Origin of the sequence: Leclercia sp. UBA5076 (assembly GCF_002416465.1) — a bacterium.
In the GTDB taxonomy this organism is placed as follows: Bacteria; Pseudomonadota; Gammaproteobacteria; order Enterobacterales; family Enterobacteriaceae; genus Enterobacter.
The window spans coordinates 197,620-212,976 of the sequence record NZ_DIAO01000003.1; the positions used below are offsets into that span (position 1 = coordinate 197,620).

A 15,357-nucleotide genomic window follows, 5' to 3' on the forward strand; every position below is an offset into this window, starting at 1 on the left:
TCCTCATATTCAATTGATAAGCATTATCATTGCGAATAGTGTTGCCCGGGCATCCCGGATAATGGATATCAGACGGCCGCCAAAATGGAACGCGCAGGGGATAAATGATTCTTTTGTGTTGCATAGGGTTATCTGATGAACTCCAGCCTTGCCGCTCGCGAGCAAACTGGCGAAGCCATTATCGCGTCGCATTACCGTAAAGTCCTGGTCAGGCGTTTTACTCTGGCAGGCGTACTGCTCTTCTTCATTATCTGCTCCCTGATCCTCGATTTTATCCTCGGCCCGTCGGGCATCTCCGTTTCCACGCTCTGGCACACCTTAATGGATGCCGCTTCTGTCGATGCCGGCACGCGCGTTATCGTCTGGGAACTGCGGCTGCCGTTCGCGCTGATGGCTGTCGCCGTTGGCATGGCCCTGGGGCTTGCCGGGGCAGAGATGCAAACCATCCTGAATAACCCGCTCGCCAGTCCATTTACGCTGGGCGTGTCGTCTGCCGCCTCCTTCGGTGCCGCGCTGGCGATAGTGCTCGGGCTGGGCGTTCCCGGCATTGACGATAAGTGGTTTATTCCGGCAAACGCCTTTATCTTTGCCCTGCTGGCCTGCTTTATTCTGGATGGCATCAGCCGCTGGACCCGCGTGGCCACCTCCGGCGTGGTGTTATTCGGTATCGCGCTGGTCTTTACCTTTAACGCGCTAATCTCCATCCTGCAGTTTGTCGCCAGCGAAGATACGCTGCAGGGACTGGTATTCTGGACGATGGGCAGCCTGGCAAGAGCCTCATGGGATAAGCTGGCGATCCTGGCCGTAGCCCTGCTGATTATCGTGCCGCTGTCGCTGAAAAATGCATGGAAACTCACGGCGCTGCGTCTGGGCGAAGATCGTGCCGTCAGCTTCGGCATTAACGTAAAAAAGCTGCGTCTGGCGACGCTCTTACGCATCAGTATTATCTCGTCGCTGACGGTCGCCTTTGTCGGGCCAGTGGGTTTTATAGGCCTGGTGGCGCCGCATATCTCCCGCATGATGTTTGGCGAGGATCACCGTTTTTATCTCCCCGGCAGCATGCTGGTTGGCGCCCTGGTGCTTTCGCTGGCCTCCGTTTTTTCCAAGAACATCGTTCCCGGCGTCATTATTCCTGTAGGGATTGTCACCTCGCTGGTGGGCGTGCCGTTCTTCCTGAGCATCATTATTCGCAACCGGGGGAACGTATGACCGACGGCCTTCGCGTCCGGGAACTGCACACCGGCTATCGCAAGACAAAGATCATCAGCGGGCTCACCACGCCCCTGCTCCCCCGCGGCGAGATCACCGCCCTGCTGGGGCCGAACGGCTCCGGTAAATCGACCCTGCTGCGCGCCCTGGCGGACCTGAATCCTGCGCAGGGCGAGTTACGGCTGAATGGCGAGGATCTGATGATGCTGCCCTCGGCAACGCGGGCGCAGAAGGTGGTTTATCTCCCGCAATCCCTGCCTCAGGGTGTGCACCTGCATGCGCTGGAATCGGTGATTGTCGCCCGTCGGGCCAGCGGCAGCGTCGATACGCAAAATGTTGAACAGGAGGCGTACGCCATCCTTGAAAAACTGGGTGTTGCTCATCTGGCGATGCGTTTTCTCGACCGGCTCTCCGGCGGGCAAAAGCAGTTGATTGGCCTCGCTCAGTCCCTGATCCGCCAGCCCGATTTGCTGTTGCTGGACGAGCCCCTGAGTGCCCTCGACCTCAACTATCAGTTCCATGTGATGGATATCGTCGCCCGCGAAACGCGGCTGCGCAACATCGTCACTGTCGTGGTGATCCACGACATCAACATTGCCCTGCGCCACGCTAACTATGCCCTGATGCTGAAAGGCGGCGAACTGATTGCCAGCGGCCTGCCGGGAGAGGTTGTTACCCCTGCTAATCTGGCGACGGTATATGGCGTGGAGGGACGAGTCGAATACTGTTCCCGCAGGCTGCCCCATGTGGTGGTCGACGGATTAACACCCTAAAAGAGATGGAAAACAGGATGCTAAAAAAACTCATCGCAGCCGCCGGGGGGCTGGTCCTCTTCATTACCCCGCTTATCGCCCAGGCGCAAAGCTGGCCCGTGACGGTCAAGGATATGGATAACCGCACGGTGACGGTGGAACACGAACCGCAGCGCATCATTTTGCAGGACGGGCGGGACATCTTCGCGCTGGCGCTGTTGGTGCGCGAGAACCCGTTCGCCAGGGTGGTGGCGTGGAACAATCTGCCGAAAAAGCAGGATACCGAAACCTGGAACGTGCTGAAGCGGAAATGGCCAGAAGCGGAGAAGATCCTCGACATGAAGTTTTCCGACCAGGGCAATGTCGATCTCGAAACGGTGCTCTCCCGCCAGCCGGACCTGATGATCGCCCAGCTTCGCGCTAAACCGTCGCTGGTGCAATCTGGCGTACTGACGAAGCTCGAGGCCCTGCACATTCCGGTCCTCTTCGTGGATTACGAGCTGCATCCGGTAAAGAATACCCTGCCGAGTATCGCCCTGTTGGGCCAGGTGCTGGGTCAGACCGAACGCGCGCAAGCCTACATCGATTTCTATCAACAGCGTCTGGATAAAATCCACCAGCGTCTGGCGACCGTCAGCAAAAAACCGCTGGTCTTTATCGAACCGATCGCCGGTGTTGGCGGGCTGGATAATGGCTGCTGTTTTACCCATGCGCGTAACGGCTGGGGGGGACTGGTTGAAGCGGCGGGTGGCACCAACATAGGCTCACAGCTGCTGCCTGGGGCGAGCGGGAATGTTTCGGTGGAAAAAATCATCTCCCTCAACCCGGACTACTACCTGATGACCGGCTCTAAGCGTCCGGGCAAAGGCTCGGCCATTATCCCGTTTGGCTATAACGTCCCGGCAGAGAAGGTCACCGCAGCGTTCAATGCGCTTGTGGCGCGTCAGGGGGTTGCCGCTATTCCGGCGGTGGCGCAGGGTCATACCGGGGCGCTGTATCACCACTTCTATAACAACCCATACAACATCGTCGCCATCGAGGCGTTGAGTAAAATTTTCTATCCAGCACTCTTTAACGACATGGATCCACAGGCGGATTACCACGCGATTATCGCTGACTTCACCCATATCCCGGATGAGAACATCATCCTGAGCTACACCCCTTCGCACTCATAAAAATGCCGGGCCCAGCCCGGCATTTTGCTATCCCGCGAGGACCGGTACTTCCACCGGTTTCTGGCGCAGCCAGATCCCCAGCGCCAGTCCCATCAACGAGAGCGCCAGCACATACCAGGCGGGCGCCATCGGCGATATCCCCATCAGCAGGGTTACGGCAACCGGCGTCAGGCCGCCGAAGATGGCGTACGAGACGTTATAGGAGAATGAAATACCGGTGAAGCGCACCTCAGGCGGGAAGGCGCGGACCATCACATACGGCACAGCCCCCACCACACCTACGCAAAGCCCCACGGTGCCATACAGCAGGAACAGCTGTTCAGGATGGCTACCCGCAAGATGGTAAAACGCCCAGCTCGACCCGGCCAGCAGCAGGCTGCCAATAAAAAAGGTCAGGCTGGAGCCGATACGATCCACCGCCAGCCCGGCAATCAGGCAGCCAAAGCAGAGCATGATGGTGGCGATGCTGTTAGCCTGCAGCGTCACCGCCGGCGCAAAGCCATACTGTTTTTGCAGCCAGACCGGCGACATCAAAATCACCACCACGATACCCGCCGAGAGCAGCCAGGTGAGCAGCATTGACACCACCACCGCCTTTCTGTGCCGCACCACCACCGCTTTCACCGGCAGCTCCTGCGCCAGCGTCTTACGCTGCTGCATCTCAAGGAATACCGGTGTCTCCTGCAGCCAGCGGCGCAGATACATGGCGACCAGACCAAACGCGCCGCCCAGCAGGAATGGAATACGCCAGCCCCAGTCGTGTACCGCCTGTTGGGTCATGCTGGTATTTACCAGCGTCGCCACCACCGAGCCCAGCAGAATGCCGACGGTCAGTCCTGCGGTCAGTGTGCCGCAGGCAATGCCGATCCGCCGGGCCGGAACATGTTCCGCCACAAATACCCATGCCCCTGGTACTTCACCGCCGATCGCCGCCCCCTGCAGAATACGCATCAGCAGCAGCAGGACCGGCGCGAGAATGCCCATGGAGGCATAGGTAGGCAGCAGGCCAATCGCCAGGGTAGGTACCGCCATCAGCAGGATGCTGAGGGTGAACATCTTCTTGCGCCCGACCAGATCGCCGAAGTGGGCCATCACGATGCCGCCCAGCGGGCGCGCCAGATAACCGGCGGCAAAAATGCCAAAGGTCTGAACCTGACGCAGCCATTCGGGAATATCAGCCGGGAAGAACAGCTCCCCGACGACAGCGGCGAAGAAGACGAAAATGATGAAGTCATAAAACTCCAGCGCGCCGCCGAGTGCGGCAAGCGTGAGGGTTTTATAATCCTGTCGATTGAGGGGCCGGTTGTAATGTGACATAGCGAACCATTCTGGGCTGAATTGTTGAGTAATATTTACAGCTATCGTAAAGAAAAAATTACTATACCGTAAATCAATCAGCACGCTACTGCCGTTACAGCTTATGTCACATTCTGGTTAATTTCAGGATATTGTTTCACGTCTCGCGCTTTTAGGACGAAAAGCTGCTACTACCTGCGGATCGGTTTCGACGTAAGGTCCTTCCAGAAGCTGTACACAATACGGTACACTTGCAAAGATTCCCGCCACCACCACTTTGCCGTCAGCCTCTTTAACGCCTTCCAGCGTCTCTTTAATCGACTTTGGCTGGCCCGGGAGATTGAGAATCAACGCCTGCTTGCGGATCACACCGACCTGGCGTGACAGGATGGCCGTTGGCACAAAGTGTAGGCTAATCTGGCGCATCTGTTCGCCAAAGCCCGGCATTTCACGGTCGGCGACGGCAAGCGTTGCGTCCGGGGTCACATCGCGTCGTGCCGGACCGGTACCGCCGGTTGTCAGCACCAGGTGACAGCTCATTTCATCCACCAGTTCACACAGGGTTTGCTCAATCACGGCCTGCTCGTCGGGGATCAGACGGGTTTGTACTTCAAACGGCGTAGTCAGGGCAGACGCCAGCCAGGCTTCCAGCGCGGGGATGCCTTTATCTTCATAGACACCGCTGGAGGCGCGATCTGAGACGGAAACTAAGCCAATGCGTAAGGTATTCATATCCATTCCATTCAAACAATACAGATTGAGGGGAATGATACACGCAGGAAGGCGATTCAGACAGGGTATGAGAAAGGTAGCGTGACCGGGAGCCCGGTCACGCTGGAATGATTACAGCAGGTCGCCGATCATTTTTTCCAGTTTTTCCTGGTCGATGGCAAACTTACGGATACCGTCCGCCAGTTTGTCTACCGCCATTGGATCCTGGTTGTGCTGCCACAGGAACTCAGATTCAGTGATGCGCTCTGGACGGGCTTTCACTTCACCGCTGAAGCTCAGCTTACGCTCGATTGCGCCTTCGCTTTCTGCCAGCTCTTTCAACAGCGCAGGGGCGATGGTCAGACGGTCACAGCCAGCCAGTTCCAGGATCTCGCCCACGTTACGGAAGCTTGCGCCCATCACCACGGTTTCATAACCGTGCTGTTTGTAGTACTCGTAGATCTCGGTAACGGAAACCACACCCGGATCTTCCGCTGCCGCGTACTCTTTCTTATCGGTGTTGGCTTTGTACCAGTCCAGAATACGGCCCACGAATGGCGAGATCAGGTAGACACCCGCTTCTGCACACGCACGCGCCTGCGCGAAGGAGAACAGCAGGGTCAGGTTACAGTTGATGCCCTCTTTTTCCAGCTGCTCTGCAGCGCGAATGCCCTGCCAGGTGGAAGCCAGTTTGATCAGGATACGGTCGTTGCTGATACCCGCATCGTTGTACAGCTTGATCAGGCGTTTGGCTTTCGCGATGGACGCTTCGGTGTCGTAAGAGAGACGCGCATCCACTTCAGTGGAGATGCGGCCCGGAACCAGTTTCAGGATCTCCAGACCGATGTTCACTGCCAGTTTGTCGGTAGCATCCACTACCTGCTGTGCGCGATCGCTGCTCTGGCTTTTCGCCCAGGCAACGGCATCGTCGATCAGTTTACGGTATTCAGGGATCTGTGCAGCGTTAAGGATCAGAGAAGGGTTCGTTGTGGCATCCTGCGGCTGGTACAACTTCATTGCCGCGATATCTCCGGTGTCAGCGACAACAGTCGTGAACTGACGAAGGGAGGTTAATTTATCCGTCATGATAGTGTTTCTCTTTAACTTGCCCTGGATAATTCGCGTTACCAGCAAGATGCCAGAAACGGAAAAATGACAGGTTTACTTGTTAGGGGGATGTAACCGGTCTGCCCTGATGATAACACGACGGAAGGTCAGCGCAACCGCAGACAATGCGCTGAAAGATACTGTGATAAACTCAGCAAATTAACAGATTACCCATTCACTGTTTGTTCAATCGCTCGAAGCGATTACCTATGCACTTTGGCATCAACACGAGGGACGTTAGTGCCTGATTATCTGTCGTTTATTAATGAAATTCTGTGGGGTTCGGTGATGATATACCTGCTTTTTGCGGCAGGTCTTTGGTTCACTGTTCGCAGCGGGTTTATTCAATTTAGCTCCCTTCCTCAACTGCGCATTAATCTGAAAAATAGCCTGAGCCCCCAGCCGGGAGGCTTAACCTCATTCCAGGCGCTCTGTACCAGCCTGGCGGCCCGGCTCGGTAGCGGTAACCTGGCCGGAGTCGCGCTGGCCATCTCCGCTGGCGGCCCGGGGGCGATATTCTGGATGTGGATGACCGCCATTATCGGCATGGCGACCTCCTTCGCAGAGTGCTCGCTGGCGCAGCTTTATAAGGAAGCGGATAAACAGGGGCAATTTCGCGGTGGCCCGGCCTGGTACATGGCCCGGGGCCTCGGCATGCGCTGGATGGGCGTGCTCTTTTCACTCTTTTTGCTCGTCGCCTACGGTCTTATTTTTAACACCGTCGAGGCCCACTCGGTGGCCCATGCGCTGCGCTTCGCCTTCGACTGCCCGGAAATCATCACCGGCGGCATGCTGGCCGCGTTCACGCTGCTGGCGATCGTCACCGGCATCAAAGGCGTCGCCCGGCTGATGCAGTGGATGGTGCCGACGATGGCGCTGCTGTGGGTCATGAGCAGCCTGGTCATTTGCGTCTGGCATGCCGGACAGTTACCCGCCGTCTTCAGCCTGATCGTCAAAAGCGCCTTTGGCTGGCGCGAAGCGGCCGCCGGGGCGCTGGGCTACACCCTGAGCCAGGCCCTGACGGCAGGTTTCCAGCGCGGCATGTTTTCCAACGAAGCGGGCATGGGTTCAACCCCGAATGCCGCCGCAGCCGCCGCCTCCTGTCCCCCTCACCCGGCCTCTCAGGGACTGGTGCAGATGATCGGCGTCTTCGTCGATACCATCATTATCGGTACCGCCAGCGCCATGATTGTGCTGCTGGCAGGGCCTATGGATCTGCCAGCAGATACCGCAGGCATACAGCTGCTGCAACAGGCCCTGATAAACCTGACCGGGGGCTGGGGAGCGGGATTCGTCGGGTTTATCCTCATCCTGTTCGCGTTCAGCTCCATCGTGGTGAATTACATCTATGCCGAAAATAACCTGATCTTTCTGCATCCCGATGCCCGGCGATCGCGCTGGGTATTACGGGGCGGCGTTGTGCTGATGGTGCTGCTCGGATCGCTGTTAAGCCTGCCGACGGTCTGGCAGCTGGCGGATATCATCATGGCCCTGATGGCCATCGCCAACCTGACGGCTATCCTGCTGCTCTCCCCGGTGGTGACCCTGATTGCCCGGGACTATCTGCGTCAGCGCAAGCTGGGTGTCCAGCCGGTCTTTGATGTCTCGCGTTATCCCGAGATTGAAGCACAGCTCGCCCCCGGCGCCTGGGATGATTTGCCGCGTCAATAACAGCCATCGATCACCCAGGGCGTTTTTTTTGCTAAAGTCGCACTCATTCTTCTGCAAGGACTGGATATGCTGATTCTGATTTCACCTGCCAAAACGCTCGACTACCAGAGCCCGCTTGCCACCGAGCGCTATACCCAGCCGGAACTGCTGGATCACTCGCAACAGCTGATCCGCGAGGCGCGTAAGCTTTCGGCTCCGCAAATTGCGACCCTGATGAGCATCAGCGACAAGCTGGCGGATCTGAATGCCACCCGTTTTCACGACTGGCAGCCCGATTTCACCCCATTCAACGCGCGTCAGGCGATTCTGGCCTTTAAAGGCGATGTTTATACCGGCCTGCAGGCAGAAACCTTTAGCGAAGCGGATTTTGATTTTGCCCAGCAGCATTTGCGCATGCTCTCCGGCCTGTACGGGGTGTTGCGCCCGCTGGATCTGATGCAGCCTTACCGCCTGGAGATGGGGATCCGCCTGGAAAACGCGAGAGGGAAAGATCTCTATCAGTTCTGGGGAGAGACCATCACCGACACGCTGAACGCGGCGCTGGCGGCCCAGGGTGATAACGTTATCATTAACCTGGCATCAGATGAGTACTACAAAGCGGTCAAACCGAAAAAGCTGAACGCGGAGATCGTCAAGCCGGTCTTCCTGGACGAGAAGAATGGCAAATTCAAAGTCATCAGCTTCTACGCCAAAAAAGCCCGCGGGTTGATGAGCCGCTACATCATTGAAAACCGTCTGACCCAGCCAGAGCAGCTGAAAGCATTCGACAGCGAAGGCTATTTCTTTGATGAGGAAGCGTCAGGGAAAGGTGAGCTGGTGTTTAAGCGTCACGAGCAGTAATCACCTTCCCCGCCGCCCGGCGGGGAAATCTTAGTGATGCTTCCAGCCCGGTCCCGGACGGTGGTCATCATGGCGATCGTGATGGCGATTATCGTGATGCTCGCCATGCGGATGCCAGCGGTTATCCCGCCACTCGTAGTGAGATTTCCACCAGTCATGGTCGCGCCAGTGACCGCCATCCCAGTAGTGTCCACGATTATCCCGATCGCCAATTTGCAGTTTGACCGCCGGTACCAGAGTGATTTCAGAGGCCTGAGCCGCCATCGGAGCCACCAGCATCAGAGAAAGCGCGATCAGCACAGGTTTCAGTTTCGACATAGGTTACTCCTTATTCATCCTGCCCGTTGTGGGCCGATGTAAGGAGATTACGTGAGGGATAGGTAGGATGTTATTCTCTGCAATCCTATTCTGTAAGTATCCGCATTTATTGGGAATTTCTACTTTTTCCCTGCTATTTCTCTCCTTAATTTCTCCATAAAAAAGCCGGGTAACGCAGAGGCGTCCCCGGCTGGATTGTGCGGCCTGATGCCCGGCGGCGCTGTGCCTGGCGGGCCTACAATTCGAGCTCGTGTAGGCCGGGTAAGCGAAGCGCCACCCGGCAACAAACAATCACCCGCGCGTCATCATCAACTTACGCAGCGCCGCAAAATCGGCCGGCAGGTTGTGCGACAGCAGCGGCAGATCGGCACGTTCGGCCAGCTCTTTCGGCAGCGGCAGGGAATCGCCCAGGATCGCGTCCACGCTCTCTTTGAACTTCGCCGGGTGCGCGGTGCCGAGGAACAGGCCGTACTCGCCCGGGTTCAGCTGATCGCGCAGGGCGCGATACGCCACCGCGGCATGCGGTTCAGAGACGTAGCCCAGCTGCTTCAGCTCACGCATTGTCTCTTTGGTGGTTTCGTCAGTCACCGCAGCGTAGCCCAGCTCATTCAGACGCCAGATTTTACGGCGGAACAGCTCCTCCACACGCGGCCAGTTATTAGGCTGTGACACATCCATCGCGTTAGACAGGGTGGCCTGCGTCGCATTTGGCGTCCACTTGCCCTCTTTCAGGAAGCGGGGAACGGTGTCGTTGGCGTTGGTGGCCGCGATAAAGCGTTTCACCGGCAGGCCCAGAGACTTCGCCAGCAGGCCGGCTGTCAGATCGCCAAAGTTGCCGCTCGGCACCGAGATCACCAGCTGATTACGCGCTTCCTGCGGCAGTTGCGCCACCGCTTCGAAGTAATAGCAGATCTGCGCCAGCAGGCGGCTGATGTTGATGGAGTTGGCAGAGTTCAGACCCAGCGCCACTTTCAGCTCTTCATCATCGAAGGCCTGCTTAACCAGCGCCTGACAGGCATCGAAATCCCCGTCGATAGCGACGGTTTCAATGTTGCCGCCGAGCGTACAGAAGAGTTTTTCCTGCAGCGGGCTGATTTTACCCTGCGGGTAGAGGATCACGACGCGGACGTTTTTCAGGCCGTAGAAGGCATGCGCGACCGCCGCCCCGGTATCGCCAGAGGTAGCCGTCAGGATGGTTACTGGCTTATCGCCGCTGATGTGAGTCAGCATCTGCGCCATAAAGCGGCCGCCAAAATCTTTAAACGCCAGCGTCGGACCGTGGAACAGCTCAAGGCAGCCGACATCCGGCTCGACCTGGCTTACCGGTGCCGGGAAGGCAAAGGCCGCACGAACGCGCTCTTCGAGCAGCTCTGGTGGGATCTCGTCGCCGATAAACGCCGAGAGAATTTTGGTGCTGCGGGTGACGAAATCCTGCTTCAGCATCTCGTCAATTTCGGTCAAACCGAATTCCGGCAGATCGTGCGGGAAGAACAGCCCCTGGTTTTTGCCCAGCCCCTGCGTTACTGCCTGTGCAAAGCTTACCTGCTCGTTATGATCTTTAAGATTGTAGAGTTTCATCGTTTATCCCAGTACTCGTGCGCCCGCCGTATCCAGACGGCAAATATGAACAAAGCCTTCCTGATTTTGCAGGTAATTTTTCTCCAGCCAACCTGCCACCCGCTCAGCCGTATCCGGTTTGTCGCACAGCGCAAACAGGGTCGGTCCGGAACCGGAGATGCCGCAGGCCAGTGCGCCAATATCCAGTGCGGCACTGCGTGCCTCGTCAAAGCCAGGCAGCAGTTTAGTGCGGTACGGCTCGGCAATAACATCTTTCATCAGTTTTGCTGCAAGCCCTGGCTGACGGGTATAGCAGGCATGAATAAAGCCTGCCAGATGACGGCCATGGGCGATGCAGTCCTGACGGCGATACTGCGCCGGCAGAATAGCGCGCGCTTCAGCGGTCGACACTTTGATGCCCGGATAGGCCAGCACCCATAGCCACTCATCAAAGCCTGGCACCTGCTGGCTGATAATGCCGTTCTCTTCGATCATCAACTGCATGCCGCCCAGGAAACAGGGGGCGACATTATCATAATGAATGCTGCCGGAGATGCGTCCTTCCAGCTCGCCCATCAGGGCCAGCAGGCGGGTGTTATTCAGCGGCTTGCCGCAATGTTCGTTCATCGCCACCAGCGCAGCGACGACGGAACAGGCGCTGGAACCCAGCCCGGAGCCAATCGGCATGCTTTTTTCCAGCGTCATGGCGACCGGGACGTTTTTACCGATCTCCTGACAAAAACGCTCCCAGCACTGATAGACAATATTTTCGCGCGGTTCGCTCGGCAGCTTGCTGGCGAAACGCCCGACGTTGTTCAGACTGAAGCTATCCGCCGCTTCTACCGTAACCGTATCACCCAGCAATGCGCCATTCACTGGCGTCACCGCCGCACCCAGCACATCAAACCCGACGCTCATATTGGCGCTGGAAGCCGGGGCATAAACTTTGACCATATTAAACTCCTAACTTCCATGACAGGGTACGCAGCAGGTCGGCAAATACGCCCGCCGCCGTCACATCATTTCCCGCGCCATAGCCGCGCAGGACCAACGGCAGAGGCTGATAATAGTGGCTGTAAAACGCGAGGGCGTTTTCGCCGTTTTTCACTTTGAAGAGCGGATCGTTACCGTCTACCGCCGCCACTTTGACACGGCAGACGCCATCTTCTTCAATGTTGCCAACATAGCGCAATACCTTGCCTTCATCACGGGCTTTTGCCACCCGGGAGGCGAAAGCGTCATCCAGCTGCGGCAGATTCGCCATAAAGGTGGCGACATCGCCAGCGTGGTCAAAACTCTCCGGCAGCACCGGCTCGATGACGATATCCGACAGCTCCAGCTCACGCCCCGTTTCGCGGGCGAGGATCAGCAGCTTGCGCGCCACATCCATGCCGGAGAGATCGTCACGCGGATCGGGCTCGGTGTAGCCCAGCTCACGCGCCATTTTGGTCGCTTCCGACAGGCTCATGCCTTCGTCCAGCTTGCCAAAGATAAAGGAGAGCGAGCCCGACAGGATGCCGGAGAAACGCTGCAGTTCATCCCCGGCATTGAGCAGGTTTTGCAGGTTTTCGATAACCGGCAGCCCGGCGCCGACGTTGGTGTCGTACAGGAACTTACGGCGGGATTTTGCCGCCGCGTGGCGCATCTGATGGTAGTAATCCATCGACGAGGTGTTGGCCTTTTTGTTTGGCGTCACCACATGGAAGCCTTCACGCAGGAAGTCGGCATACTGATCGGCCACCGCCTGGTGGGAGGTACAGTCGACGATCACCGGGTTCAGCAGATGGTACTCTTTGACCAGGCGGATCAGGCGGCCAAGGTTAAACGGCTCTTTCGCTTCCGCCAGCTCTGCCTGCCAGTTCTCCAGATTCAGTCCGTGGACGTTAGTCAGCAGGGCTTTTGAGTTAGCGATGCCGCAGACGCGCAGATCGATATGCTTTTTCTTCAGCCACTCCTGCTGGCGCTTCAGCTGCTCCAGTAACGCACCGCCGACGCCGCCGACGCCAATCAGGAACACCTCGATCACCTGGTCAGTGTTAAACAGCATCTGGTGGGTGACGCGCACGCCGGTGGTTGCATCATCATTATTCACTACCACGGAGATGGAGCGCTCCGATGAGCCCTGGGCAATGGCGACAATATTGATGTTCGCCCGCGCCAGCGCCGCAAAGAACTTCGCGGAGATACCACGCAGGGTGCGCATACCGTCACCGACTACGGAGATGATCGCCAGATGCTCCTGAATCGCCATCGGCTCCAGCAGCTCCTCTTTCAGCTCAAGATAGAACTCCTCTTCCAGCGCACGGCGGGCGCGCAGGCAGTCCACCTGCGGGACGCAGAAGCTGATGCTGTATTCAGAAGAGGACTGGGTGATTAACACCACCGAGATGCCGTTGCGCGACATGGCCGCAAACACGCGCGCCGCCATGCCAACCATCCCTTTCATGCCTGGCCCGGAGACGCTGAACATCGCCATATTATTGAGGTTGGAGATACCTTTTACCGGCAGACCATCTTCATTGCTGCTGGCGCCAATCAGCGTGCCTGGCGCCTGTGGATTACCGGTGTTTTTAATCAGGCAGGGGATCTGGAACTGGGCGATAGGGGCGATAGTACGCGGGTGAAGCACTTTGGCCCCGAAGTAGGAGAGCTCCATCGCCTCCTGATAAGACATCGACTTCAGCAGGCGGGCATCGGGCACCTGGCGCGGGTCGCAGGTATAGACGCCGTCGACGTCAGTCCAGATCTCACAACAGTCGGCCCGCAGGCAGGCGGCCAGCACGGCAGCGGAATAGTCGGAGCCGTTACGGCCCAGCACCACCAGCTCCCCTTTTTCATTCCCGGCGGTGAAGCCCGCCATCAGGATCATATGGTCGGCAGGAATTTTGCCTGCCGCAATGCGACGGGTAGATTCGGCGATATCTACGGTAGATTCGAGGTAATGGCCAACAGCGAGCAGTTTTTCGACGGGATCGATCACCGTGACGTTATGACCACGGGCTTCCAGCAGACCCGCCATAATGGCGATTGAGAGTTTTTCGCCGCGGCAGATCAGTGCCGCGTTGATGCTGTCCGGGCACTGCCCCAACAGGCTGATACCATGCAGAACGTGTTTAATCTGAGCGAACTCTTGCTCAACGAAGGCTTTCAGCTGGGCGTGAGGAAAGCCAGGCTGTGCATCCGCCAGGCCCTGTAGCAGGTTGGCAAAGATCTGTTCAGCGTCGCTGATGTTCACCAGTGCATCCTGACCCCCGATGGTTTTTTCAATCATCGCCACCAGGTGATTGGTAATTTTAGCCGGGGCAGAGAGAACCGTCGCCACCTGCCCCTGCCTGGCATTGCTCTCCAGGATGTCGGCAACACGCAGAAATCGTTCTGCATTTGCCACTGATGTACCGCCGAACTTCAACACTCGCATGGTTGTTACCTCGTGATCTTTAGCCGAAAAAAAAGCCCGCACTGTTCAGGTGCGGGCTTTTTTCTTTTCTTTCCTGTACGCGTCAGCCCGCACCGTTACCTGTGGTAATGATGATGGTGGTGGTAATGGTGGTGATGCTGATGCGTTTCATGGATGTTGTGTACTCTGTCATTATTATCTGTCTGTGCTGTCTGACCCTATTGGTTAAAGCATACGTGCCGGTAAGTCAACGAATTTCTAATTTGATCACATTTTCCGGCCCTTTCACGTATCTCTGCCTGAGTTTTTATTTCCGTCCGGATCGGACCGTGCGCAGTACGCTTTTTGGCGCATTCAACCATAACAAAAAAGTATGACAGAATTTTACTCTGCCAGTTTTTTTTCGATATCGTGCAGTAATCGGTGCAACATTGCCGTGTCTCGCTGACCTAACAGACCTAACCGCTGCTGTAGCCACTCCGCCATTTTTTGATCGTCGGCGACATTCAGCGAGGTCAGCAGGCGTTCGGTACGCGCACGCAGAGCAGAAAGCTGGTTTTCATCCACCTCAGCCGGAGGTGGAGCAGGATTTTGCATCAAGGATGCTAATTGATAGCAGTACACCATCACGGCCTGACCTAAATTTAGCGACGGATAATCTGCCACCATCGGCACGCCGGTCAGCACGTCTGCGAGTGCCAGTTCCTCGTTCGTCAGGCCGGAATCTTCCCGGCCAAAAACCAGCGCCATGTTGGGCAGCCACTGGCTTTTTTCTGCCAGTAACGGCACCAGTTCAGCGGGCGTGGCGTAGTAATGAAACTTAGATCGGCTGCGTGCGGTGGTAGCGACGGTATAAGAGATATCGTGCAGCGCGTCGGCCAGCGTTTCGTAAGTCGTTAAATTATCTAAGATATCTCCAGATCCATGGGCAACCCAACGCGCCGCAGGTTCGTTGTGCGCGTCGCTGGCAACGATTCGTAAATCGGTAAACCCCATGGTCTTCATTGCCCGTGCGGCGGCGCCGATATTTTCTGCTCTTGCTGGGGATACCAGTACGATAGACAAATGCATTTATGCTCTCTTTTTAGGCAGTTAGCCGATAAAAATGTGATACACATCATCATATTACGCATCACGAATTTACAAATTCGTAACAGAAATCACTGAAATAGCATTTCACGACAAATTAAAAATACTAAACTATTTCGTGAATGAACTTTAAGCGATAATGTTAATGAACAATACTTATCCCTATGTTTAATAATGATAATGATTTCTCAGGTTCAATGTTGACATTGGATTCACCTTGTTTATTAATTAACGG

At 56.7% G+C, this 15,357-nt stretch carries 14 protein-coding genes and 1 other annotated feature; of the genes, 5 read left to right on the plus strand and 9 right to left on the minus strand.

Annotation, left to right across the window (positions count from 1 at the left end):
* The first annotated feature begins 135 nt into the window (after nt 1-135).
* From B3X29_RS02590 to B3X29_RS02600, 3 genes are read left to right on the plus strand one after another with little or no spacing between them, the layout of a single operon-like run.
* Entirely contained in the window at nt 136-1,209 is a 1,074-nt protein-coding gene (locus tag B3X29_RS02590) for a FecCD family ABC transporter permease (RefSeq protein ID WP_103178206.1), read from the plus strand.
* On the plus strand, nt 1,206-1,982 hold the full coding sequence (locus B3X29_RS02595) for an ABC transporter ATP-binding protein (protein WP_103178205.1): 777 nt from the start codon (nt 1,206-1,208) through the stop codon (nt 1,980-1,982). Before B3X29_RS02590 ends, B3X29_RS02595 begins: the two co-directional genes overlap by 4 nt.
* A 17-nt stretch (nt 1,983-1,999) precedes the next feature.
* A complete protein-coding gene (locus B3X29_RS02600) occupies nt 2,000-3,136 on the plus strand; it encodes an ABC transporter substrate-binding protein (RefSeq protein WP_159340005.1) in 1,137 nt (378 codons plus the stop codon).
* A gap of 27 nt (nt 3,137-3,163) precedes the next feature.
* Here the strand turns inward: B3X29_RS02600 and B3X29_RS02605 are convergent, their stop codons facing one another.
* From B3X29_RS02605 to tal, 3 genes are all read right to left on the minus strand, one after another.
* On the minus strand, nt 3,164-4,453 hold the full coding sequence (locus tag B3X29_RS02605; protein ID WP_159340006.1) for an MFS transporter: 1,290 nt from the start codon (nt 4,451-4,453) through the stop codon (nt 3,164-3,166).
* A 123-nt stretch (nt 4,454-4,576) separates the two neighbouring features.
* Nucleotides 4,577-5,164, minus strand: coding sequence for a molybdopterin adenylyltransferase (gene mog, locus B3X29_RS02610; protein ID WP_103178202.1), 588 nt, complete (start codon nt 5,162-5,164; stop codon nt 4,577-4,579).
* A 111-nt stretch (nt 5,165-5,275) separates the two neighbouring features.
* Nucleotides 5,276-6,229 carry a transaldolase gene (tal, locus tag B3X29_RS02615; RefSeq protein ID WP_103178201.1) on the minus strand — a complete coding sequence of 318 codons (954 nt, stop codon included), beginning with the start codon at nt 6,227-6,229 and terminating at the stop codon, nt 5,276-5,278.
* 261 nt (nt 6,230-6,490) lie between these two features.
* Between tal and B3X29_RS02620 the strand changes: the two genes are divergently transcribed.
* Both B3X29_RS02620 and yaaA read left to right on the plus strand, forming a co-directional pair.
* The gene (locus B3X29_RS02620) at nt 6,491-7,921 is read left to right on the plus strand and encodes an alanine/glycine:cation symporter family protein (RefSeq protein ID WP_103178200.1); all 1,431 of its coding nucleotides are present in this window, start codon (nt 6,491-6,493) and stop codon (nt 7,919-7,921) included.
* Between the two features lie 66 nt (nt 7,922-7,987).
* Nucleotides 7,988-8,761, plus strand: coding sequence for a peroxide stress protein YaaA (yaaA, locus tag B3X29_RS02625; RefSeq protein ID WP_103178199.1), 774 nt, complete (start codon nt 7,988-7,990; stop codon nt 8,759-8,761).
* Nucleotides 8,762-8,791: 30 nt separating this feature from the next.
* Here yaaA and B3X29_RS02630 read toward each other — a convergent pair whose 3' ends face one another.
* The 6 genes from B3X29_RS02630 to B3X29_RS02655 all read right to left on the minus strand — a co-directional run bounded on the left by B3X29_RS02630 (nt 8,792) and on the right by B3X29_RS02655 (nt 15,104).
* Entirely contained in the window at nt 8,792-9,079 is a 288-nt protein-coding gene (locus tag B3X29_RS02630; RefSeq protein ID WP_103178198.1) for a DUF2502 domain-containing protein, read from the minus strand.
* Nucleotides 9,080-9,370: 291 nt separating this feature from the next.
* A complete protein-coding gene (thrC, locus tag B3X29_RS02635) occupies nt 9,371-10,657 on the minus strand; it encodes a threonine synthase (protein WP_103178197.1) in 1,287 nt (428 codons plus the stop codon).
* 3 nt (nt 10,658-10,660) lie between these two features.
* Complete coding sequence (gene thrB, locus B3X29_RS02640; protein ID WP_103178196.1) at nt 10,661-11,590, minus strand: homoserine kinase; 930 nt, start codon at nt 11,588-11,590, stop codon at nt 10,661-10,663.
* A 1-nt stretch (nt 11,591) separates the two neighbouring features.
* A complete protein-coding gene (gene thrA / locus B3X29_RS02645) occupies nt 11,592-14,054 on the minus strand; it encodes a bifunctional aspartate kinase/homoserine dehydrogenase I (protein WP_156653894.1) in 2,463 nt (820 codons plus the stop codon).
* Between the two features lie 25 nt (nt 14,055-14,079).
* Nucleotides 14,080-14,198, minus strand: a sequence feature (Thr leader region).
* Nucleotides 14,137-14,205 carry a thr operon leader peptide gene (thrL, locus tag B3X29_RS02650; protein WP_103181027.1) on the minus strand — a complete coding sequence of 23 codons (69 nt, stop codon included), beginning with the start codon at nt 14,203-14,205 and terminating at the stop codon, nt 14,137-14,139. (Overlaps the previous feature by 62 nt.)
* Before the next feature lie 212 nt (nt 14,206-14,417).
* Nucleotides 14,418-15,104, minus strand: coding sequence for a tRNA/rRNA methyltransferase (locus B3X29_RS02655; protein ID WP_103178194.1), 687 nt, complete (start codon nt 15,102-15,104; stop codon nt 14,418-14,420).
* Nucleotides 15,105-15,357: the final 253 nt, after the last annotated feature.